The following is a 23,042-nucleotide window of genomic DNA, read 5'->3' as shown; positions in this document are numbered from 1 at the left end:
AAATGTCAATCAGTCGACATTTGTCGGGAAGGCACGGATGTAAGGTAGGGCGAAGAATGACACGGGAGATGGCGATGTCGGCGAATTTTGATCTGATCATTCGCGGAGGAACGTTGCATGACGGCCTCGGCAGCCCGCCGCGCGTGGTAGATGTCGCGGTCCGCGATGGCGTGATCGCCGAGATCGGCGATATTCGCGGCACGGCAAGGGAGGAAATCGACGCCCGCGGGCTGATCGTGACCCCCGGCTTTGTCGACATTCACACCCATTATGATGGTCAGGCGACCTGGGAAAATCGGATGGCTCCGTCGTCCAACCACGGGGTAACGACCGTCCTGACGGGCAACTGCGGAGTCGGCTTCGCGCCCTGCAAGCCCGAGCAGCGCGAAATGCTGGTCGCGGTCATGGAGGGGGTCGAGGACGTTCCCGAGGTCGTGATGACCGAGGGCCTGCCGTGGAGTTGGGAGACGTTTCCCGAGTATCTGGACGCGCTAGACGAGCGCCAATTCGATATCGATGTCGCGACACAGGTCCCGCATTCGGCCATCAGGGTTTACGTGATGGGCGAGCGCGCGGCCGCATATCAGCCGCCAAGCGGCGCGGATCTAGCGCGCATGCGTGCGCTGACCGCAGAAGCCGTCCGCGCGGGGGCGTTCGGGGTAACGACCTCGCGCAACATGATGCACCGGACCGTCGCGGGCCAGCTTGCGCCGAGCCTCTATTCCGAGGAGGATGAGCTGGTCGAACTCGGCAAGGGGCTTTCCGATGCCGGTGCCGGCGTATTCCAGCTCATCCCCAGCATTACTGCGCCGGCGAAATCCGAATTCAGGTTGATGCGGCGTATTGCCGAGGAATCGGGCCGCCCGCTGTCCTATTCGCTGCTCCAGATGCCTTCCGGCAGGGCCGAGGAATGGCGGGAATCCCTGGATGAACTCGACGCCGCGAACGCCGATGACGTCATCATGCGCGCGCAGGTCGCGCCGCGGCCGGTGGGGATGCTGTTCGGCCTCGACCTCAGTTTCCATCCGTTTTCGCTGCATCCCAGCTTCCGCCCGCTGCGGGACAAGACCCTGGCGGAAAAGGTTGCCGCGATGCGCGACCCGGAGTTCCGCCGCCAGCTTCTCAGCGAGGAGCCCGAGGATACCAATCCGGTCTCGATCAAGACGGTGCGCAACTTCAAGTATTCCTATCCGATGGGCGACAAGCCGGACTACGAGCCCAAGCTCGAAGACCGGATCGATCGTCGCGCCGCGGCACTCGGCGTGACGCCGGAAGAACTCGCCTACGACCTCCTGCTCGAGCAAGACGGGCGCGCAATCCTCTACAATCCGGGCGCAAACTACCGCGACGGCAATCTTGATGCCGTGCGCGAAATGCTGGGCCATCGGCACACCGTGGTTGGCCTGGCCGATGGCGGAGCGCACTATGGCATGATCTGCGACGGCAGCTTTCCCACCTTCTACCTGTACCGCTGGGCGCGCGACGCCGCTGAGGACCAGCGCATCCCGCTGGAGGAAGCGGTCGCAGCACTTACTAGCGCTCCGGCCGACACAGTCGGGCTGCATGACCGGGGGCGGATCGTGAAAGGCGCCAAGGCCGATCTCAACGTGATCGACCTAGACCGCCTCAACTTGCGCGCTCCCGTGGTGCTGCGGGATCTTCCCGCGGGCGGCAAGCGGCTGCACCAGGCTGCCGACGGCTATGTCGCCACGGTCGTCTCAGGCGTCGTCACCTACCGCGAAGGCGAACATACCGGATCGTTGCCCGGCAGGCTGGTCCGACGCGGCACACAGAGGCACGCCCAGGCAGCTTGATCGACGGACCGAGAGGTCTCTCAGGGGCCGAAACGGAGCGGCGATCAGGCCCGCAGATCGTCCGGGATAGGCGCCATGCGAGGTCCCGATTTCCGGAAGTCGCGCAAGTCCATGAACGCCGCGAGGTATGGCGTGTCGGGATCGGCGATGCGCGCCGGGGTGCGGCCGGCGAACAGCCGCATTTCCCGGATCATGTGCGACTGATCGTAGAAATGATCCTGCACCGCCGCCACTTCGTCCGCCGAAAGGGACGGCCGTGACAGAAGGACGGCAGCGCGCAAGGCGCGGTACTTTCGTGCAAGGGCGCTTGGCGGCAGGCCGAAATAGCGCTCGGTCAGGCGCTGGACGTGGCGGCCCGAATAACCGCAACGCACGTTCAACTCGTCGATGTTTGGCGACAGCGATTCCGCGAGCCAGTCTGCCACCAGCTTCACGAATTCGGCGTGACCGGCAGGCAGCGGTCGCAACGATTGAAGTATCGCGACCGAGAGTAGCTCGATCATCTCGGCTTCCGAAAACTGGTCGATCCCGGCTAGAATGCTGTTTCCTGCGTCCACCAGCTCGCGTGACAGGACCGCGCTTCCTTCCAGCAGCTGGTTGCCGTGCGCCTCAGCCGAAAGGCCGGTGAGGCTGGCCCATCCCAAGGGGCTCAGCATGGCGCCAAAGGCGCTCCACGGGCCATCGAGCTCGAACGTGGCGGCCGCATTGGTGGGGGTGATCACGGTGAAGGGATGACTGGGCTGGGTCCGCCCGTCGATGAAGCGGATCTGTCCTGTCCCACGCGCCATCACCGCGATGAGGCCAAGCGACGAAGGGTGGACATCGCGGATCACTTTCTCGTCGCAGCGCAAGCGGAAGAAGGTGGTGACGTAGGGTGCCACTGGCGGGGCCGGTGGAAATATCTCCATCCGCAATAACGCAGCACGGGTAAGCCGCTCCCCGGCGGATGACCCGGCCTTCAGCGCCTGGGCGCGCTTGGCAGTTGGTGTCGTGGGGGTGCGTTCAACCATGCGTGTTGCCCAATGGCCAATTTTTGGCCTCATGCCAACTACAGGTAGGGCCGGCTTCACCTGTAACAAGTCATTGGCGTCAAAGCCTTGCGTCTGGTAACTGCCATCGCCGGACGGGACATATGCATCGACGAACGTTTCTCATTGCGGCGGGACTTGCGGCGACGGCATCTGCATTGCCGGCACTAGGTGCCGAGAAGAAGCAACGTGCCCGTGCCATCATCATCGCCAACAGCTATCGCAACGCGGGCGAGGGACTGTTTCTTGCGAACACTAGATCGGACGGCCTGCTGATCGAGGAACGGCTGCGCGCTTTGCAGTTCGCCGGGGTGGACCGGATCGAGGATGCTGGCGAGGCCGAACTCAAGGCCCGCCTGGAGAGTTTCAGGTCATCGCTGGGTACGCGAGATCTCGCGTTCGTCTATATCGCCGGCCACGGCGTGCAGATCGACGATGAGAACTACCTGTTGCTGGGCGACGGCAAGACCTTCCTGTCGATAACCTCGATTATCGACAGCGTCCGGCAGGCGACCAGCTTCATGATCCTGATGCTCGACGCATGCCGAAATCGCCCGTTCGAGGAATTGCCCCAGGGGATGCGCATCGCGCGTGCGATCGGGAAGGTGAGCGGCCGTGGGCAGGACAAGCTGGACCTGAAGGTCGCGACGCTGGCGGCACCGGCGCCGGTCAAGGGGGTCAAGGCGTTCCAGATCCGGGGAACGGGCGTGAAGGTAGTCTTCGCGACGGATCCTCAGAACGTGGCCTACGACGCGGCGGACGACAGCCAGCGCAACAGCCCGTTCGCGCTGGCCATCGCCAAGCGCCTGGTCGAGCGCAAGAGCCTGGACGACGTGGTTGCGCTTGCCACCGGCGACGTCGTGAAGGCGACCGCCGGGGACCAGTCTCCGTGGAGCCAGGGGTCGATCGGCGAACCGATCTTCCTCGCTGGCCCCCCGGAGAACAAGAACCCGGCCCGGCCTCCGTTTCAGGTCCCGGGTTGAGTCGGGATTAGAAGCGGATCGAAAAGTTCACTTCCGGTGCCGCGGCGAAGATCGTGTCGCCGTTCGAGACGCCAAACACATATCCGCGCGCACGAGTGCCGATTGAGACATTGTCGGTCAGGAAATAGTTATAGCCGAGCGCGATGTCGGCGAGGTAGCCGGTGCCCTTCTTGTCCTTCACGGTCGTGATGGGCGCACCGCCGAAAGTCTCGACGACATTGGATTTGAAGCGGCCCTTGCCGACGCCGCCCATGAACTGAGCTGACACGCTGTGGCGGCTGTTCGCGCCCAGGCGACTGGCGATGCGCAGACCTACTTCGGCGGCATCGACCGATTCCCGGTAACGCCCGACTTCTGAATTCCCCGTGCCAGGGTTCAGCAGCACTTCGTTGTTGCGCGCGGCGAAGTGGTGATAGCCGGCGATCAGGGTGACGCCGGTTTCGCGCGGCGTGTACTCTACCTGTCCCGCGTACTCCTCGCGCTTGGCGTGATAGTCGTAGTCGCCGGTAAAGCCGCCGTCGTCATATGTGTAAACGCCGTGTGCCTTGCCGCGCATGTAGGTGGCGGTGAAGCCGAACCGGCTGGTCGGGTCGCGGAGCGTGACCGTGCCGCCGAAAGTGGGCATCGTCTCAAGGCCGTCGGCCTCGGTGTCGGGCAGGAAGAACAGGTGCTGGTAGCGCGGCGTGACGGTGACAGACCACCCGGCCTCGCCGTCCTGGGCCAGCGCGGGCTGAGCGAACGCGGAGCCGGTGATGCCGGCTACGACAGCAAAAATCATTTTTCGTGACATGTTTAGCCCCTCAAGCGTTGCTTCGGGAACGAAGCTGCCTGCGGGTAGCCTTGTCATTGTCGTCGCAAATTGGATGGAACCGACATCATCTCGGGTTGTCGGGCTGGTGTTGCTGCGTCGCAACAGGGAAAGGCCCGCCCGGGGTCGCGGTGATGCGCCGCGACGGCCGTCCGGCGGACGGCCCTCGCGGCGCTATCGACGTACCTAGAAGCGGACCCGGCCGGTCACGCCATAGCGGCGGGGAGAGCCGACGAACGCCCCGTATGTGCCCGACTGGAGCGGCTGATCGACGACTACCTGGTAGTAGTCCGAGTTCGTCAGGTTCTGCACGTACAGTTCCAGCGACCATGCTTCGTTGACCGGCTCGATCCCGATGCGCGCGTTGACGATCGCGAAGGGCTCTTGGAACTTCTTCGGATCGAGGTTCGAGCCGGTGTTGTAGCGTGAGGACCACTTGATCGACGCCGACGACAGGAAGTTGAAGTCGTCGTTCAGGGGCTGCTTCGAGGTGAACCCACCGGTGACGTTCCACTTAGCGGCATAAGGCAGCGTGTTGCCCGAAAGGCGGGTGAGGTTGGACAGCGGCGGCGGGAAATTGCCGAACTTCGTATCGGCATAGGTCGCGCCGGCGTTCAGGGTCAGACCCTGGATGCCGGTGTTCCACAGCAGATCAAGATCGACACCCTTCGACACGACCTTGGGGATTGATGTCACCACGAAGCTGACGCCGGTGTAGGTGTTGAGCTGGAAGCCCTTATAGGTCTGGTGGAACGCCGCGACGTTCGCCAGCACGCGCCGATCGAACAGAGTCGTCTTGGCGCCCAGCTCGTAGCTCTGGACCTTTTCGGTCGCGAAGCTGGTGTCGGGATTGATCTGCCCAGGGGCGAAGCGCGCACGGTCGAGGTTGAAGCCGCCGGATTTGAATCCGTTCGCATACGAGGCGTAGGCCATCACCCCGGGCGAGAAGCGGTACTGCAGCTTCGCGGAACCCGAGAAGCGGCTTTCGGGGCGGCGCTGGGTGGTGGTGATGTTATTGAATGCGCTGTCGGCGTTCGGAGCGCAGATTGCGGCCTTCGCGGCGGCCGGGATCGGCCGGGCAAGGGCAGCCGCGCAGGCGTTCGCCGGCGCGCTGTTCATGTAGTGCGAAGTGACGCGCTTTAATTCGTCGGTGTAACGAAGGCCCAGCGACAGATCGAGGCCTTCGGCCAAAGTGATCGTGTTGTCGGTGAACACCGCGAACGAACGCGCCTTGTGATCGTGCTGATCGACCTGACCCGTGCCGGCAACAAAGTTCGTGCCGACGGGAAGTCCGGTAAGGGCCGAGACCGTGTTGGGGTTTGCTCCGCCCGACAGGAGGAGGCCGAAGTAGCGTTCGTAGTCGGTGCCGAAGAACGTGTTCTGCCGACTGTCGAGGCGTTCGTCCGAATAGAACCCGCCAAGGATCGAGTGGAGCCAGTCGTTGTTGTAAGCCAGTCGGACTTCCTGCGAGAAGACTTTGAACTGGTTTGAGTTACCGCCCGCGTCGCGATACCAGATGTCGGCCGAGGAATAGTCGATATCGATGCCGCTGTTCGACTTGTAGTAGCGGTAGGCTGAGATCGACGTGAGGTCGAGGTTGTCAGACAGCTCCCAGTCCACTTGGGCGGAAACGCCGTGATCGCGGATGCGGAACTGGGTCGGACGATTGGCATAAGTGAAGCGGTCGAAGGGATCGCCGCCGCGCAGCGTCCCGGCATCGCTCGCCAAGGCGTCGATGAATGCCGCGGTCGGGCCGGCAATGCTCGGCGCATTGACGCAGCAGTCTTCGTCACGCTCGGACCAGTCAGCGATCAGCTTTACGTCGATCGATTCGGTGGGGCGGAAGAGAAGCTGGCCGCGCACGGTCCAGTTGTTCTCGTTGTCGGAGTGCTTGCTGGTGCGCGGCCCGCTGCCGGTGCTCACGTCCCAGTAACCGTCACGCTCGCGCTTCAGTACGAAGAGGCGCGCGGCCAGGACATCGTCGATAATCGGCCCTGTTGCCGCCGCGGAGAGGGTCCAGGCGTTGTAGTTGCCGTAGCTGCCCACCACTTCGGCAGAGGGCGTGAAGCTGGGCGCTGCGGTGATGACGTTGATCACGCCTGCAGACATGTTCTTGCCGAACAGGGTCGACTGCGGGCCCTTGAGAACCTCGACGCGCTCGAGTTCGCCCAGATCGCCGAAAGCCACGCCGCTGCGGGCCCGATAGACGCCATCGACAATAGTGCCGACCGAGGATTCGAGGCCGGGGTTGTCGCCGACGGTGCCGACGCCGCGAATGCGGACCGAGGTCTGCGCCGGGCTGGTGGAAGACGTGACGTTCAGGCCCGGGGTGATCGTCTGAAGGTCCTTGATGTCGCGGACGCCCGCCGCCTCGAGCTGCTTTTGGTTGAGGACCGAAACGACGACTGGAACGTCCTGCAGGCTCTGTTCCCGCTTCTGCGCGGTAACGATGATTTCGGATACGTCGCCGCTGTCAGACGCTGCCGCGGCGGGATCGCTCGGCGCCGTGCCGGGCGCTGCGGGCGCAGGCTGGTCCTGCGTCGGCTGGTCGGCATTGCCCGCGCTGGCGGCATCCTGAGCCATGGCCGGCTGTGCGATGGCCAGCGCAAGGACGGCCGTCGAAACGGTGTGAAGCTTCTTCATGTAGTAAATCCCTCCATTCGCGGCGACCCGCGTGTGGCTTTCCGGCTTCGTGCCGGATCGGCCCTGTGCCCAGTCGAGCACCCAAATCGGTCGGCGCGCTGTAGCGGCTCATAGCCATTCACAACCACCTGACAACTCTGACAGCTTTCCTTTCCACCTTTGCAGCGTTGAGGAATCGGACGGGACGTGCCACGCCTTTCAAATGAAGCGATCCCCAGACGAGGAAGCCCTGGCCAGCGGTTCCTGGGACCTGATCGACTCATTGGCATGTGCTGTTCGCGACATCGGCCGCGAGGCCGGTTTCCCCTTCGTAGCGGCGCAAAGCGATCTCGGAGATCCTGAGCCGATGTCGGATCGCGAAGGGCAGCCGTATGCCGCGAAGCTGTTCGAATGGTCGGACGAGCCCGGCCCTTATTGGGAAGACCGTCGGCTTGCATTGAAATCCACGTTTCTCCACGCGGCGCGGATCTTCGCCGAGCCGATCTGGTACGCCGACGGAAGATTGGGAAGCTGGCGGCCCACCGCGGTGCTTGACCAGATCGACTGCTCCAAGGTGGAGGCGCAGTTCGGCTTCACCGCCGCGATCATTGCACCGGTCCATTTGCCGGCGGGCCGGGTCGGGGCAGTCGTCTGGGTAACCCGAGAGGCGATCGACATTGCCGACGTCTTTGCTCGCGAAGCGGAACGCATGTTCACGCTGGCCATCCGGCTCCTCGCCGCGCATGCCGAAGCAGCCGGCAAGATGCGCAAGCCTTCCATCGTTGGCCAACTCACATCCCGCGAGGTCCAATGCGTCCGCTGGGCCGCAGCGGGAAAAACCAATACCGAGATCGGCATCATCCTGTCGCTCTCGGTTTCGACCGTTCGCTTCCACTTACGCAACGCGGGGGCAAAGCTGGGGGCAACGACCCGGTCGCGCACTATCCAGCTGGCGACGGGGCACGGGTTTCTCGGCGCGCGGACCTGACTAAACGGTCAGCTAGCCAGAAGCGCCGTTTCCCCGGAAGGTTCGGTCATGGATCATTTGATGTCTGCCGGCGACCGCGCCTTTCGCGACGAAGTTCGCGCTTTCCTTGATGCCGAACTGACGCCGGAATTGCGCCGAGCTACCCGCCGTTCGACCAGCGTCTTCGTTCATCCCGACGTGTCGCTGGCCTGGCAGGCAATCCTGGAGCGGCGGGGCTGGGTCGCCCCGGAATGGCCGGTCGAATACGGCGGAACCGGATGGAGCGAGATCCAGCGCTATATCTTTGCCGACGAATGTGCCCGCGCCAATGCTCCGTCGCTGGCGCCGATGGGCCTGAAGATGGTGGCCCCCGTGATCATGCATTACGGGACCGAGGAGCAGCGGGCGACGCTGCTCCCCCGTATTCTGTCGGGCGCCGATTACTGGTGTCAGGGCTATTCAGAACCGGGATCAGGCTCCGATCTCGCCTCGCTCCGCATGCGTGCCGAGCGCGACGGCGATCATTACGTTGTGAATGGTTCGAAGATATGGACCACGCACGCCCATTTCGCTAACCGCATGTTCTGCCTTGTCCGCACGAGCAACGAGGGCCGGCCCCAGACCGGCATAACGTTCCTCCTCGTCGACATGACCGATCAGGGTATCACTGTCGCACCGATCACGACGCTTGCCGGTGAGCACGAGTTCAACCAGGTCTTCTTCGACGACGTCCGCGTGCCGGTCGGCGAGCGGCTGGGCGAAGAGAACGACGGCTGGACAGTCGCCAAGCATCTCCTCACGTTTGAGCGCTCGGGCCGGGCATCCCCGGGCCTTCACGCTCATCTCGCTATGCTCGAGGAAGCCGCAGCCAAGAGCGGCTGGCTGGCGCGTCCCGGCAATCGCGAGCGCCTGGCGCGAGAAGCCATCTCGGCTGACGGCCTGCGGGCGATCGAATTGGCGGGGTTGGCCGACGACGGCGGCATGGGCGCCATGATCCGACCCTCGATGCTCAAGGTCCTGGGGACTGAGGCATCGCAGAGGATCGACTTGCTCGCGCTGGAGATCGCAACGGACTTTGCGCCGGGCGAGGACGAGACGATGGATGCCGCGATGCCGCGCTATCTCAACAACCGGGCATCCACGATCTACGGCGGTTCCAACGAGATCCAGCGCGATATCATGGCCCGCGCGATCGTCGACGCAGGCGCCTGACGCGCCTCAAGCGGCGGCGTAGCGCGTCAGATGGGTCCGCTCAGTACCGTCGCCCAGCGCAAGCAACGCTGCCCGGCGGAATAGGCGACCGACGCGCAGTTCCTCCGTCAAGCCCATCGCCCCGTGGACCTGCACCGCGCCGCCGCCGACGACCCGCGCTGCATCCCCTGCAAGAACCCGCGCCGCGCTGACCGCTTTGGCGCGCGCGGGCGCATCGCCATCGATCAGGTCGATCGCATAGTCGGTCATCGCCGCAGCCTGTTCCAGCGAGAGGCGCATGTCGACCATGCGGTGTCGCAAGGCCTGGAAACTGCCGATTGCCTTGCCGAACTGGTGGCGTTCTTTCGAATAGGCGACGGCATCCGCCAGCATCGCCCGGCAAAGGCCGACGATCTCGGCGCAATGGAGCAAGGTGAGGGCGTCGTCCTTCCAGTCTGCGCCACCCGCATTGGATCCCTCGCCGGTTCGCATCGCGACCCAGTGGCCCGCCCAGTCATCGCCGAGGCCGAAGGGACCGAGCAGCGAGGCGACGACCGCCGCCTCCCGCGCTCCGGTGCCGAGGCCGCCCTCGTCTTCACTGCGTCCCAGCGCCTCGAGCCCGAATCCCGTGGCGACGTCGTCCCAGCCCACCGATCCAGTGGCGAGAAAGGCTTCGAGCCCGCTGTGAAGAGCACGTTGCTCGTCGGTCTTCGCGAAGTTCATCGTCCCTCTCCGTGCACGCGCCTCCACGGCGCATCATTCGGCCACTGCCTAGCTACGCGGATCAGCAGCGCAAACTGGCAGGTGTGACAGCTTGGAGGGCCTGATGGCGATGGTCAAAGGCGTGAGAGCGCTTCGGCCAGCTCCTCCCGCCGGAATGGCTTGGTAAGCTGTGGGAGAGCTATTTCGAGGTCGCCTGCCGCGTAGCCCGTGATGAGCAGGATCGGCAGATCGCCGCGATCGTCGGTGATACGCTTGGCCAATTCCGCCCCGGTCATCTTGGGCATGGTAAAGTCGGTCACGACCGTATCGATGTCCGGGTGGTCGGCGAGCTTCTTCAGCGCGTCGGCGCCGTTCGCGGCCTCGATTACCGTGTGGCCCAACTCTTCCAGCATGAAGGCTGTGCCCATTCGAACCAGCGCCTCGTCATCGACCAGCAATACCGTGCGCTGGCTGTCGAGATCGTCCCTCCTGCGTTCCTCGGGTTCGACCGTTTCTACCTGGCCGAGTGCGACCGGGAGCCAAAGCTGCGCCTGGGTTCCGACGCCAGGTTCGCTGGCGAGGGTAAAGGCGCCATTCGACTGGTTGGCGAAACCATGCACCATGCTGAGGCCAAGCCCAGTGCCCTTGCCGACTTCCTTGGTGGAAAAGAATGGTTCGATCGCCCTCTCGAGGGTGGCGGAATCCATGCCCGAACCGGTGTCGCTGACGGTCAGGGCGAGATAGCCTTCCGCCCGTGGCGGGAGGATCGCCGGGATGTCGCCCGCGCGGTCGAGCGAGACGACAAGGCGACCGCCTTCCGGCATCGCGTCCTTCGCGTTGATGCACAAGTTGAGCACGGCAAGTTCGAGCTGATTGGCGTCTGCCAGAATGGGCGGGAGTAACGAAGGCACACGAAGTTCCAGTTCGATCCGTGATCCGAGCGAACTGGCAATCAGTTCACGCATGCCCTGGAGGAGGGCAGCGACGTCGATCGTGCGCGTCTCCAGTGTCTGGCGACGCGCAAAGCCCAGCATCCGGCTCACCAGCGTCTTGGCCCGCTCGGCTGACTGCAATGCCCGGTCGAGGGCGCGGCTGGTTTCACCGTCGACGCTGCCATACCGCCGCTCGAGCAGATCGAGCGTACCCAGGATGGGCGTCAGCAGGTTATTCATGTCGTGGGCCAGTCCACCGGTAAGCTGGCCCAGCGTCTCCAGCTTCTGCGCCTCGCGAAGCTGGGACGTGGCAGCTTCGCGCGCGGCCACCGCGTCCTCGACGCGTCGTTCCAGTGTCGCGTTCAGGTCGAGCAGCGCAATTTCGGCGCGTCGGCGCTGGGTCACATCCTGGAAGATGACGGCGACCTCGTTGCGGCTCGCCGGTTCAATACGAAGCGCGGCGAGTTCGAGGTATCGCCCGGTCGCCTCCAGTTCGCGCGCGAAGCGAACCGGCTCCCCGGTCAAAAGGACATTGCGATAGATTTTCACCCAGCCTTCCGCCTCGTCGGGCACCATCTCGCGGACCTTCTGGCCGACGACGTTGGGAATGCCGGCGTGGCGTTCGTAAGAGGCGTTAGCCTCGACGTGGATGTAATCGCTCAACTCGCCGTGCGGGCCGTCGAAGAACCGGATGATGCAGAAGCCTTCATCCATGGTGTCGAACAGCGTGCGATAACGCGTCTCGCTTTCGCGCAGTGCGATCAGCCTTGCGCGCGCCTCGTACTGGCGGCGGCGGCCCCGGATCGCGGCCTTCGCGAGGCTGATCAGTGTGGTCGGGTGAAAGGGCCGCTCGAGGAACGTGACATTGCCGAGGGTATCGAGGTGACGTCCGGCCGCAGGGTTGCGCTCGATCCCTCCGCCGCGAAGGGTCAAAAGAACAAAGGGAAAATCCGACCACTCGGGCTGCTTCACGATCCACTCGCTCAACGCGCGCAAGTCGGATGAGAGCAGCGTTTCCTCAGTGATCAGCGCGAAGCCGGCGCCCGCTCGCAGTTCATCGACGAGCGCGGAAATATCCCTGCAAACCACACTATTGATGCCGGTTTCGCGAAGCATGTTTGCGGCAATGTGGGCATCACGCCCACGAGGGGCGAGGATCAGGGCCCGTTCTGAGAACTCCGGGATCACTCCGAGCCGTCGTGGAGCAGGTCGTTGCCGTGTTCCAGCAGCACCGGCACACCGCGCAGGACACCCTGGAACCGCGTCAGCGGTTCACCCAGGCGGAATCCGGCAGAACTGATCTTGAACTCACGGATCGTGTCTTCGTGCATGCCCGTGCGCTTCTTTACCACCGAGATCGCCCGACGCACCCGGCCGAGCGCTTCGAAATAGCGCAGCAGGATCACGGTATCGGCAAGATAGGTCACGTCGACCGGTGCCTTCATGTCGCCAACGAGGCCATGCTGGGCAACGGTCAGGAATGTAGTCGCCCCCTGCCGGTTCAGGAACTGCAGCAGCTCATGCATATGGAGAATGAGCGCGTTCTCCTCGGGCATCGCGGCCTGGAAGCCGTTGAGGCTGTCGATCACCACGGTGCGCGCCCCCATGACCTCGACGCATTCGCGGACGCGCTCAGAAAATTCGCCGGGCGTGAGTTCGGCAGCGTCGATCTGTTCCAGCATCAGCTTGTCGCTGTCGATGAGACCCTGCAAATCCACTCCCAGACCCAGGGCGCGTTCCTTCAGAAGGCCGAGTTCCTCGTCGAACACGAACATTGCCGAACGCTCATTCCGCGCGGCAGCGCCGACAATGAAATTCAGCGCGAGGAGCGATTTGCCGGTGCCGGCGGGTCCCAGGATAAGAACGCTGGAACCCCGCTCAACGCCTCCACCGAGCAATGCCGTAAGCTCCACATTATTGCTCGGCATCTTCTCGCGGGTGAAATTGGCGTGGTGTTCCGAAGAAACGAGGCGGGGGTAAACTTCGACCCCGCCGGTCTGGATTGTGAAGTCGTGATACCCGCCGCGGAACCGCCGGCCGCGATATTTGATGATGCGCAACCGGCGGCGCTCTGCGCCGTAGTTGCGTGCCAGTTCCTCCAGCATGATGACGCCGTGGGCGACGCTGTGGACGGTGCGATCGTTGGTCTCGCTCGTGAGATCGTCGAGCATCAGCACCGTGGCATTCTGCTTTGCGAAATAGTGCTTGAGCGCAAGAATCTGTCGGCGGTAACGCAGCGAGCTCTGGGCGAGCAAGCGAATCTCGGAAAGGCTGTCGAGCACGACGCGATCCGGCTTTACTCGCTCGAATGCTTCGAAGATGCGCTTGGTGGTTTCGCCAAGCTCGAGGTCCGAGGAATAGAGCAAGCTTTGCTGCTGATCCTCATCAAGGAGATTTTCAGGCGGGACGAGCTCGTAAATCTCGATTCCGGCCAGGTCCCAGCCGTGCGATCGGGCGCTGTCGCGAAGCTCGTTCTCGGTCTCGGACAAGGCGATGTAGAGGGTGCGTTCGTTCCTTGCGGCGCCTTCGCGCAAGAACTGGAGGGCGATCGTGGTCTTCCCGGTCCCGGGGCTTCCTTCAAGCAGGTAGACTCGGCTCTTTGCCAGACCACCCATAAGTATGTCATCCAGGCCGGTAATTCCGGTGGATGCATTGATTTCGTCGGTTTCGCTCAACTGTGCCCTCCGGAAATGCTCGCCTTACCTTTGGCGCTTCCCGATCTGCTTGGAGATTGCAGATCGCCACCTGCAAGAACGCTATCGGAAAGTATAGAAAGCCCCTCGCTCAACGACAACTGCGCGAACTCGTTCCGAGCCGGAGGTGCGCTCGCGGCATGGGCGTCGGCGTAAGGAAGGTGCAACCGACCGGCGATCGCGCTAGGGCGGCCCCAGCAAGGGCGTCACGATCCGCCGCAAGTTCCACAGCCTATCTCGGTGACATCCACATCCAATGTTGACCCGATCATCGCGTACCGGCCTCGTCCTTGCCCTGGCAACCGCGGTTCCGACCGGCGCGTGGGCGCAGGCACCGGCCGACACCCCCCCTGCGAACCCGATCATCGTCACTGGCCGCGGCCTCGACACGACACCGGCTGCACCCGCCTATGATCAGGTCGTCATCGATCGCGCCCGTCTCTTGTCCGCCGCGTCAGGCAGGATCGAGGACGTTCTGGGCAACGTGGCGGGCTTCCAGCAATTCCGCCGCTCGGACAGCCGGTCCTCCAACCCGTCGGCGCAAGGGGCGACGCTGCGTGCGCTTGGCGGGAACGCGACGAGCCGCGCGCTGGTCCTGCTCGACGGGGTGCCGATGGCGGACCCTTTTTTCGGGTATATTCCCTTCAGCGCCATCTCGCCCGACCGCCTCGGCCGGGTGCGGGTCACGCGCGGCGGGGGCTGGGGGGCGTTCGGCGCCGGTGCTGTTGCCGGCACGATCGAACTCGAAAGCGCCGGGCTGGAACAACTCCAGACCGCCGAAGGCCAGGCGCTTGTCAACGATCGCGCGGAAACCGAAGCCAGTGCTTCCTTCGCGCCCAGGCTGGGCGATGGCTTTGCGGTCCTTTCGGGGCGGTGGGACCGTGGTCAGGGATTCTGGACGACCCCGAAAAGTCAGCGTGTCGCTGCCAGCGCAAGGGCGAAGTACGATGCTTGGTCGGGCGGCATCCGGTTCGTCGCCCCGTTGGCGCCAGACGTGGAACTGCAAGCCCGCGGCATGGCCTACGATGACCGGCGGACTTTGCGATTTGCTGGTGCCGACAGCACGAGCAGCGGCCATGATGCGAGCATTCGCGTGGTCGGACGAGGACGCTGGGCGTTCGATGTGCTTGGCTACGTGCAGGCGCGCGACTTTTCCAATGTGGTCATCAGCTCGACAAGTTTTCGCAAGACGCTCGACCAACGGCGCACGCCTTCGACGGGAATTGGCGGCAAGCTGGAGGTTCGCCCACCGTTGGGCACGGCGCATGTCGCGCGCCTGGGAGCTGATATTAGGGTTGCCGACGGCGGCTTGCAGGAAGAAGCCTGCAGCGCGGCGACCGGACTGGTGACCGCCCGGCGGCGGGCCGGCGGGCGCAATGCCGACCTCGGCCTCTATGCCGAGGACGATTGGACGATCGGCCGCCTGATCCTGACCGCCGGAATGCGCGCCGATCGCTGGACCATCCGCGACGGCTATTTCGTCGAGCGCAGCGCAGCCGGGGCATTGACCAGCAATTCCAACTTTCCGGACCGCTCTGGCTGGGAGACCAGCCTTCGCGCTGGCGGCGTGTACGATGTGGGCGTCGGGTTCAGGCTACGCGGCGCGGCCTATACCGGCCTGCGCCTGCCCACGCTCAACGAGTTGTACCGGCCGTTCGTGGTCTTTCCCGTAACGACGCAGCCCAATGCCGCGTTGCGCAACGAGAGGTTGCGGGGTTTTGAGGCTGGCATCGATTTTTCACCGGGCGAAACAGCCCACGTCTCGCTTACCGCTTTCGACAACCGTCTGAAGAACGCGGTCGCCAACGTGACGATCGGCCCGAATCTTCGCCAGCGACGGAATATCGATGCCATTCGGGCGCGGGGGATCGAGGTCGATGCCGACGCGCGGTGGGGCAAGGTGGTGCTCAGCGGTTCGCTTGCCTGGACCGACAGCAACGTCGAATCCTCCGGCGCTGCCATCGGCCTCGATGGCCTTCGTCCTGCCCAAACGCCCCGCCTGGCCTACACCACGACCTTGGCGTGGGAGTCCGGCGAGGGCGCGCGCCTTGCCGCTACGGTCCGCCACACCGGTAATCAGTTCGAAGACGATCTCGAAACCGATCTCCTCCCCGCCGTTACCACGCTCGACGCCTTTGCCCGCCTTCCCGTGGGGCAGGGCGCCTCTGTCATCCTGCGCGCCGAGAATTTGACGAACGAACGGATCGTTACCCGCAAGCAGGGCGCGTCGATCGACCTGGGAACGCCGCGCACGGTTTGGGCGGGCGTGCGGATTTCCCTGCCCTGACTACTTGGTGCGGTAGTCCTTGAACGGCGCATCGCGGGCGTCGAGACCCTCGGTCACGCTCACCCGCACAGCGGCAAAGGATTCGCGGCTGGTCGCGGTCGTCATCGCCAGGGCCTGGATCTCGGTTCCGGCGCGGATCGCCGCGCGCAAGCCCATGATTTCCATTGCGCGGTGAACGGACCGTTTGTTCATCTGCTGGATTTCAGTGGGAATTCGCGCCATTCGCGCGGCGATCCGCACTACCTCTTCATCGAGCTCGGCTTCGGGAAAGGCGCGATTGGCGAAACCGACCCGCACTGCCTCGCGTCCATCCATCGCATCGCCGGTCAGCATCAGTTCCATTGCGGGGCGCAGCCCGCACAGCCATGCGTGGAACTGGTTGTCGGGCGGAGACATCGAACGGACCGGCGGATACCCGATCATCGCCGTTTCCGCGACATAGACAACGTCGCACGCCGTCGCGAGCTCGGATCCGCCGGCAAGACACCAGCCATGGACCTGCGCGATGACTGGTTTTGCGAGGTCCCAAATCCGGAACGCGCCTTCGACGACGTGGCGTGGCCAGTGTCCGGGCCCGGGCGCGGTGTGAAATGGATATGGCGGCGCGGTGCCGCCAGCGAGGTCGTAACCTGCCGAAAAGCAGGTTCCGGCGCCGCGTATGATAGTCACCGAGACGTCCGGATCGCAGTCGTTCGCTTCCAGCAGGGCAAACAGGCGCGCCCGCAAGGCATTGGAAAGCGCGTTGCGCTTGGCCGGCCGGTTGAGCGTCAGCCTCCTGACGCCCGGCTCCGGATCGTCGACCAGAATGAGGTCGTCGGTTATGTCTGCCGTCATCGCGTTCTCTCCCCTAATCCGATGGTTGCAGGGGCGGGATAGAGCGTCAATAGTAGCATGCGTAATGAAATGTGCGGAGGGGTGGTTGAAGCAGGGCTACATGCGGGTGCTGGCGGCGAACGAACTTGCTGACGGCGCAATCCTGCCGGCAGTTGTGGATGGTTGGCCGATCGTCCTCGCGCGCAGCGAAGGCCGCGCATTCGCCCTGCTGAACCGCTGCAGCCATGCCGCATCGGCGTTCGCACCCGATGGCCGGATGCGGCGCGGAGCACTGATGTGCCCTGCCCACGGCGCACGTTTTTCAGTCGACGGGGGAACCTGCATCGGCGCCGCTTATCCGGCGTTGCGCACATTCCCGTGCCGCGAGAAGGATGGCTGGATCGAAGTGGTCCTGCCGGATCATGCACCGAGTGCGGATGAGCAGCCTGTAACAAGGCCATGAAGGAGTAGTGGGATGGAACTGCAAGGCAAGACTGCGCTCGTTACAGGCGCCGCGGCGGGGCTGGGAGAGGCGATCGCCCGCAGACTGGCGCTGGCCGGTGCGCGGGTGGTGGTGACCGATATCGAGGACGAAACCGGAAAGGCCGTTGCAGCATCGCTTCCCGGCGGTAACTATCATAATCACGACGTGGTCGACGAAAATGCTTGGGAACGGGTGATTTCTGCGGTCGAGGCGGAACACGGCGGTCTCGATATCCTGGTCAACAATGCCGGCATCACCCTGATGGGCTCGGTCGAGGAGATTAGCCTGGCCGCCTTCAGGCGTACGCTGGACATCGACCTTGTGGGGCCGTTCCTGGGCTGCAAGATCGCCCTTCCGCTGATGCGCAAGAGCGGTGGCGGATCGATCATCAACATTTCGTCGATCGCGGGACTTTCAGCGTCGTCCAATCTTGTCGCGTACAATGCGGCGAAGGCCGGGGTCACGCTGATGTCCAAGTCGATTGCGCTCCACTGTGCCGAATCGCGCACGGGCATCCGCGTCAACTCGATCCATCCCGGCGTCATCCGCACTGCCATGCTCGACAAGGTGATGAGCCAGGTGACCAACCCTGAGGAGTTGATGGCAGGGTTCGTCGCGACGCATCCGATCGGACACATCGGCGAGCCGGAAGACATTGCCGAGATGGCACTTTTCCTCGCCTCCGATCGCTCGAAATTCATCACCGGCAGCACAATGGTCGTCGACGGGGGCGCGACCGCCTGACCCGCTTTGGAGAGCGGCAGGCCGCTTGATCATGACAATTGACGCGGGGGGCATCGAGAAGGTATCACGCGGGCTACTTTCTGGAGGAACCCGATGACTGCGATGGAGAACGCCGAGATCGCACGGATCATGCGGCACAGTGTGCAGCATGCCCGCGACAATACCTTCGAGCTTGTCGACAGCGTTCTCGAGGTTCCTGCGAGCAACTACACCGATCCCGCGCGGTTCAAGCTCGAGGTCGACCGCATCTTCAAGCGTCTGCCGCTGATGCTGGCTCCGTCATGCGAAATCCCCAACCCGGGCGATTTCAAGACGATGGAAGTTGCCGGCATTCCGATCCTGCTCACCCGCGGGCAGGACGGAGTCGTCCGCTCGTTCGTCAACAGCTGCACTCACCGCGGGACCAATGTCGCGGTCGATCCGACAGGTAACGCAAAGCGCTTCACCTGCCCCTATCACGGTTGGACTTTTGGCCAGAAGGGCGAGCTTATCGCCGTGGCCGCGGCGCAGGACTTCGGCCAGGTCGACAAGTCCTGCCTCAGCCTCAAGGCATTGCCCGTGGCGGAACGGGCCGGCCTCATCTTCGGCAGCGTCGATCCCAAGATGAAGCTCGATATTGACGATTTCCTGTCGGGCTATGACGCGCTCCTCGAGGCGTTCAACTTCAAGGACTGGTACTTCTTTTCCAGCCGCGTGCTGCGCGGGCCGAACTGGAAGATCGCCTACGACGGCTATCTCGACTTCTATCACCTTCCGGTGCTGCACAAGGACACGCTTAACGCCACGGGACTTCTCGGCAATCGCGCGCATTATCACGCGTGGGGGCCGCACCAGCGGCTTGTCGCGCCCGACCGTGCAGCGCGCGAGCTGGGCGATAAGCCGGAAGACCAGTGGGCCGACGACCTGGTGCTCAACGGCGTCTGGACGATCTTCCCCAGCATCTCGATCGCCAGCTTCAACGGCGGCGGTCGCGGGGTCATGATCTCGCAGCTGATGCCAGGCGACAACGTGGGCGAATCGTTCACGCGGCAGATGTACCTGATGGAAAAGAAGCCGAGCGCCGAACAGGAAGCCGCTGCTCACGAACAGTTCGCGTTCCTCGAGGTCGTCGTTCGCGATGAGGACTACGCGACCGGCTTGCGCCAGCAGCGCGCGCTCGATCATGGGACGCTGGAAAACGTGCTGTTCGGCCGCAATGAGGGCGGGGCTCAGTCATTCCACAAGTGGACCGACCGGATCATCGAGGCTGATGACGAGGCCTTGCTCGGGCTTTTTCCCCCGCAAAAACAGCGCGCGGCAGAATAACTCCGCGCCTTCAGGAGAACCAGGATGCAGCCCGCGGACGTCGCAACCTTGCGCGCTTTGATGGAATACGAGGCAAGCCGCAAGGCGCCCCCGGCCTCGTTTCCCGCCATGCCCGACATTCCCGGCGGTCGCTATACCGACCCCCGCTTCGACCAGCTCGAGCACGAGCATCTCTGGCGCAAGAGCTGGCTGCTGGCCGGGCACATGGACGAAATTCCGCGGGCGGGATCGTTCAAGCTGTGGGAGATGGCCGGGCAGCCCATCGTGCTGGTCCATGCCCGCTCGGGCGAGGTCAACGCGTTCTACAACACCTGCAGCCATCGCGGCGCGCCCGTCGTCACCAAGCCGTCGGGGCGCAGCGCGCGCCTGACCTGCAAGTATCACGGCTGGTCGTACGACGACGAGGGCCAGCTCAAGTCGATCCGCGACCCGGAAGATTTCGAAGGACTCGACTTTTCCTGCCGTGCGCTCCGCAAGGTGCGCTGCGAACGGTTCGGGAAACTGATCTTCGTGAATTTCTCTGCAGATGGCCCTGACCTTGCCGAATGGCTGGGCCCGATCGCTGACGAGTTCGCCGAGTTCCGCTTCGACCAAATCCGCCTGATCGATCAGTTCGTCTGGGATCTCGACTGCAACTGGAAGATCGCGATGGAGGCCAACATGGAGGTCTACCATGTGCCGAACATCCATCCGACCACGGTTGCCGTTGGCCTCGATCACCGGCGCAACGTGAACAGTTTCTACCGCCACGGACACGGCCGCATGGTCGCGCCGGGCTGGGACAACAGCGAGGGGTCGAGCTACCGCGCGGCCAATGTCGACGGCATCAGCAAGATCGAGATTCCCGGGATCAGCGAAATCGGCCGGACCTGCACCCAGTCCTACAACCTGTTTCCGAACTGGGTGTCGCCGCTTGGACCCACCGGGTACTTCGTGCTCAACTTCTGGCCCAACGGCCCGACCCGTTCCAAGATGGAAGTCAGGTGGTTCGGCCCGGATTGGGGCGAAGGTCCGCCTCCCGAATATTGGGAAACGACGATGCGCTATCTCGACAGCGTGCTGCTGGAGGATACCGAGTTCGGCAAGTGGATCCAGAAAAGCCAGGAATCGTACGGCTTCGAAGGGATGCCGCTGAGCTATCAGGAAGCGCGCATCTATCACTGGCACCAGTCCGCCGATGCGATCATCGGGCCGGAGAACATTCCGCCCGAACTGCGCGTGGCTCCGGTTCTGGGGGAAGAGTGGATCATGCCCAACGATCCGCGACTCGATGAAATCGCGATGAGCGAAGCCGCCGAGTGATCCGGGGGCAGTAAGCCCCCCCCTGCCTTTCACACTATCAGCGCCTCCGCGAAGCGGGGCGCAAACCGGGAGAACATGAATGTCCGAATGGGACCGGACGGTCGACGTCATCGTCGTCGGCCAGGGTATTGCAGGATCGTGCGCTGCGCTTGAAGCCAAGCGGGCGGGCGTGGAGGTTCTGGTGCTCGAACGCGCGAGCGGCGGGGGCGGGGCAAGCGCGCTTTCCCAAGGGATCTTTTACCTTGGCGGCGGTACCGACGTTCAGCAGGCCTGCGGCTACGAAGATTCGCCGCAGAACATGTACGATTTCCTGCGCGCCAGCACCTCGCACCCGGACGACGAGGTGATCCGCACCTTCGCCGAAGGTGCGCGCGAGCATTTCGACTGGCTCGAGAAGCAGGGCGTTCCCTTCACCCGCACCGGATTCTCCGGCAAGGCCGTGTACCTTCAGACAGCCGATTGCCTGCTGACCACGGGCAACGAGAAGATTTGGCCTTTCAAGGACATGGCGAAGCCCGTTCCGCGCGGCCACCAGGCGCGCAGCGACGAGGTCAATGGCGGCCTTTCTGCGATGCGCGCGCTTCTGGCGCGGTGCGAGGACGAAGGCGTCGAGACCGTCTACAATGCGGCCGTCACCAAGCTGGAAACCGACGGGACCGGGCGCGTGGTCGGCGTGGTGGCGCGGATCGACAATGCCGAACAGCGCATCGCGGCGCGGCGCGGGGTGATCGTCGCCACGGGCAGCTTCACCAACAACGCCGACCTCGTTCGCAAGTGGCTTCCCCTGCTCAGCGATACGTCGTCGCCGCTCGGAGTGCCGTCCAATGACGGGGCGGGACTTGGCCTGGTCGAAGATGCCCACGGCCAGCTTGCGGCGATGAGCGGCGTGATCGCCACCGCCTCGATCTATCCGCCCGAAGGACTGGTAAAGGGCATCGTCGTCAATTCGAAGGGCGAGCGCTTCGTTGCCGAGGACAGCTATCACGGGCGGCTCGCTGGCTTCATCATGGAGCAGCCGGACCAGAAGGCCTATCTGATCGTCGACAGCGAGATCTTCGCGTACCCCGAGGCAGAGTCGGCCAAGCATACGCTGATCGACGGCTATGAAACCGTGACCGAAATGGCCCAGGGCCTCGGCATGCCGGCGGGAACGCTGGAGCGGACGATGGAGACCTACAATCGCGACGCGCAGAACGGCGAGGATACGCAGTTCCACAAGCAGCCGCCATGGCTCAAGCCTCTGGACAAGGCTCCCTATGCCGCGTTCGACATTTCGTTCGATCGGTCGATCTACAACTACATCACGCTCGGCGGCATCGATACGGACAGCCACAGCCGCGTGCTGGATGCTGCAGGAAAGCCGATTTCAGGACTCTATGCGGCAGGTGCCTGCGCCGCCCACATTCCGCGCGATGGCAAGGAATATGCGAGCGGCCTCAGCCTCGGGCCGGGGTCGTTCTTCGGCCGTGTCGCTGGTCGAGAGGCAGCCGCCGCCTAGAGAGCGTCAAAGTAGGATCGCGTCGCCGCCAGCAGCGCGGCGGCGCGATCGTTTGCCGCAGGATAGGTCTCGCGGAGCCATTTGGACCTGAGTTCGAGCGAGAGCGGTAGTCCCGCCGGAAACGCATCCAGCAACTCCTTCAGGGGCAAGGTCCCATCGCCCGGCATCAACCGCTCGTCGATCGCTTCCACGATGATCGCATCGCGGTTCGCGGGATCGAAGGTAAGCGGCCCGACATCGCAGAACTGCGCGTAGGCGAGCCACTGGCGCGGGATTTGCGACACTCCCGCCGGCGTGTCGCCGCAGCGCGACAGGTGGAGTGGATCGATAAGCAGCGAGGCCGCGGGGTGATCGACCGCGCTGACGATCGCGCTGGCTTGCGCGAGGCTGCGCACCTCCGTGAACATCGCGAACTCGAGGGCAATGCGGATCGCGTTGCCGCCATGCTCGCACAAGGCGGCAAGTTTGGCGGCAGTTGACGCGTCGTCCGGGTCCGAGCTGACGACCAGCACGTTGGCGGCGCCGAGTTCCAACCCGATATCGACCACCTTGAGATGCGCGGAATCGGCTGGACCCGGCTGCAGCCACACGACCTCGACGTCCAAGGCGGACATGCCGGAGCCGCCAAGGATGGATTTGAGTTCGGTTGTCGTCTGCGCGGTCCAGGTCGAGAGATCGACCCACACGCCCGTCGCGTCGAAGCCCGAATCGACGGCGGCGCGCGCGGTTTCCTGGGGCGAGAAGTCGGGCAGAACGCCTGCGGCAAGCGAGAGGGTGGGCGCTTTCATCGTCGCACTGTGCCCTGCCGCAAAACTATCGTCCAGACAGTTCTTGCATAGCGTGCTATTATGTGCCTGATAGCGCCGCGA

General features: G+C 63.9%; 18 protein-coding genes. 10 read left to right on the top strand and 8 right to left on the bottom strand.

Annotated features, from left to right (window positions below; genetic code table 11):
• The first annotated feature begins 74 nt into the window (after positions 1–74).
• On the top strand, positions 75–1,814 hold the full coding sequence (locus ACFO0A_RS14650) for an N-acyl-D-amino-acid deacylase family protein (RefSeq protein ID WP_379539841.1): 1,740 nt from the start codon (positions 75–77) through the stop codon (positions 1,812–1,814).
• Positions 1,815–1,858: 44 nt separating this feature from the next.
• On the opposite strand, the gene ACFO0A_RS14645 is transcribed toward ACFO0A_RS14650, so the two are convergent.
• Positions 1,859–2,824, bottom strand: a complete 966-nt coding sequence (locus tag ACFO0A_RS14645; RefSeq protein ID WP_379539839.1) for a helix-turn-helix domain-containing protein — start codon at positions 2,822–2,824, stop codon at positions 1,859–1,861.
• A gap of 122 nt (positions 2,825–2,946) precedes the next feature.
• Between ACFO0A_RS14645 and ACFO0A_RS14640 the strand changes: the two genes are divergently transcribed.
• The gene (locus ACFO0A_RS14640) at positions 2,947–3,825 is read left to right on the top strand and encodes a caspase family protein (protein WP_379539837.1); all 879 of its coding nucleotides are present in this window, start codon (positions 2,947–2,949) and stop codon (positions 3,823–3,825) included.
• 7 nt (positions 3,826–3,832) lie between these two features.
• On the opposite strand, the gene ACFO0A_RS14635 is transcribed toward ACFO0A_RS14640, so the two are convergent.
• Both ACFO0A_RS14635 and ACFO0A_RS14630 read right to left on the bottom strand, forming a co-directional pair.
• Positions 3,833–4,603, bottom strand: coding sequence for a hypothetical protein (locus tag ACFO0A_RS14635; protein ID WP_379539836.1), 771 nt, complete (start codon positions 4,601–4,603; stop codon positions 3,833–3,835).
• Between the two features lie 216 nt (positions 4,604–4,819).
• Positions 4,820–7,276 carry a TonB-dependent receptor gene (locus tag ACFO0A_RS14630; protein WP_379539834.1) on the bottom strand — a complete coding sequence of 819 codons (2,457 nt, stop codon included), beginning with the start codon at positions 7,274–7,276 and terminating at the stop codon, positions 4,820–4,822.
• Between the two features lie 202 nt (positions 7,277–7,478).
• Between ACFO0A_RS14630 and ACFO0A_RS14625 the strand changes: the two genes are divergently transcribed.
• Both ACFO0A_RS14625 and ACFO0A_RS14620 read left to right on the top strand, forming a co-directional pair.
• Positions 7,479–8,243, top strand: a complete 765-nt coding sequence (locus ACFO0A_RS14625) for a helix-turn-helix transcriptional regulator (RefSeq protein ID WP_379539832.1) — start codon at positions 7,479–7,481, stop codon at positions 8,241–8,243.
• A 60-nt stretch (positions 8,244–8,303) separates the two neighbouring features.
• On the top strand, positions 8,304–9,434 hold the full coding sequence (locus tag ACFO0A_RS14620) for an acyl-CoA dehydrogenase family protein (protein ID WP_379539830.1): 1,131 nt from the start codon (positions 8,304–8,306) through the stop codon (positions 9,432–9,434).
• Between the two features lie 6 nt (positions 9,435–9,440).
• Here the strand turns inward: ACFO0A_RS14620 and ACFO0A_RS14615 are convergent, their stop codons facing one another.
• From ACFO0A_RS14615 to ACFO0A_RS14605, 3 genes are all read right to left on the bottom strand, one after another.
• Entirely contained in the window at positions 9,441–10,136 is a 696-nt protein-coding gene (locus tag ACFO0A_RS14615; protein ID WP_379539829.1) for an acyl-CoA dehydrogenase family protein, read from the bottom strand.
• Positions 10,137–10,249: 113 nt separating this feature from the next.
• Positions 10,250–12,163, bottom strand: a complete 1,914-nt coding sequence (locus ACFO0A_RS14610) for an ATP-binding protein (RefSeq protein WP_379539827.1) — start codon at positions 12,161–12,163, stop codon at positions 10,250–10,252.
• Positions 12,164–12,231: 68 nt separating this feature from the next.
• On the bottom strand, positions 12,232–13,722 hold the full coding sequence (locus ACFO0A_RS14605) for an ATPase domain-containing protein (protein ID WP_379539825.1): 1,491 nt from the start codon (positions 13,720–13,722) through the stop codon (positions 12,232–12,234).
• 274 nt (positions 13,723–13,996) lie between these two features.
• Between ACFO0A_RS14605 and ACFO0A_RS14600 the strand changes: the two genes are divergently transcribed.
• On the top strand, positions 13,997–16,027 hold the full coding sequence (locus tag ACFO0A_RS14600) for a TonB-dependent receptor (protein ID WP_379539824.1): 2,031 nt from the start codon (positions 13,997–13,999) through the stop codon (positions 16,025–16,027).
• Here ACFO0A_RS14600 and ACFO0A_RS14595 read toward each other — a convergent pair whose 3' ends face one another.
• A complete protein-coding gene (locus ACFO0A_RS14595) occupies positions 16,028–16,861 on the bottom strand; it encodes an enoyl-CoA hydratase-related protein (RefSeq protein WP_379539823.1) in 834 nt (277 codons plus the stop codon).
• A gap of 64 nt (positions 16,862–16,925) precedes the next feature.
• Here ACFO0A_RS14595 and ACFO0A_RS14590 point away from each other — a divergent pair, with 64 nt between their 5' ends.
• From ACFO0A_RS14590 to ACFO0A_RS14570, 5 genes are all read left to right on the top strand, one after another.
• Positions 16,926–17,303, top strand: a complete 378-nt coding sequence (locus ACFO0A_RS14590) for a Rieske (2Fe-2S) protein (RefSeq protein ID WP_379539821.1) — start codon at positions 16,926–16,928, stop codon at positions 17,301–17,303.
• 12 nt (positions 17,304–17,315) lie between these two features.
• Entirely contained in the window at positions 17,316–18,068 is a 753-nt protein-coding gene (locus tag ACFO0A_RS14585; RefSeq protein ID WP_379539819.1) for an SDR family NAD(P)-dependent oxidoreductase, read from the top strand.
• A 93-nt stretch (positions 18,069–18,161) separates the two neighbouring features.
• Positions 18,162–19,373, top strand: a complete 1,212-nt coding sequence (locus ACFO0A_RS14580; protein ID WP_379539818.1) for an aromatic ring-hydroxylating oxygenase subunit alpha — start codon at positions 18,162–18,164, stop codon at positions 19,371–19,373.
• Positions 19,374–19,397: 24 nt separating this feature from the next.
• Positions 19,398–20,675 (top strand): aromatic ring-hydroxylating oxygenase subunit alpha, encoded by a 1,278-nt coding sequence (locus ACFO0A_RS14575; protein ID WP_379539816.1) that lies wholly within the window; start codon positions 19,398–19,400, stop codon positions 20,673–20,675.
• Between the two features lie 79 nt (positions 20,676–20,754).
• A complete protein-coding gene (locus ACFO0A_RS14570) occupies positions 20,755–22,173 on the top strand; it encodes an FAD-dependent oxidoreductase (protein WP_379539815.1) in 1,419 nt (472 codons plus the stop codon).
• Here ACFO0A_RS14570 and ACFO0A_RS14565 read toward each other — a convergent pair.
• Complete coding sequence (locus ACFO0A_RS14565; protein WP_379539814.1) at positions 22,170–22,961, bottom strand: sugar phosphate isomerase/epimerase family protein; 792 nt, start codon at positions 22,959–22,961, stop codon at positions 22,170–22,172. The genes ACFO0A_RS14570 and ACFO0A_RS14565 overlap by 4 nt on opposite strands.
• Positions 22,962–23,042: the final 81 nt, after the last annotated feature.

Source organism: Novosphingobium tardum (assembly GCF_042652045.1).
GTDB lineage: Bacteria > Pseudomonadota > Alphaproteobacteria > Sphingomonadales > Sphingomonadaceae > Novosphingobium > Novosphingobium tardum.
Note: the sequence above shows the minus strand (reverse complement) of the source record. Positions and strands in the feature narration are given on the sequence as shown.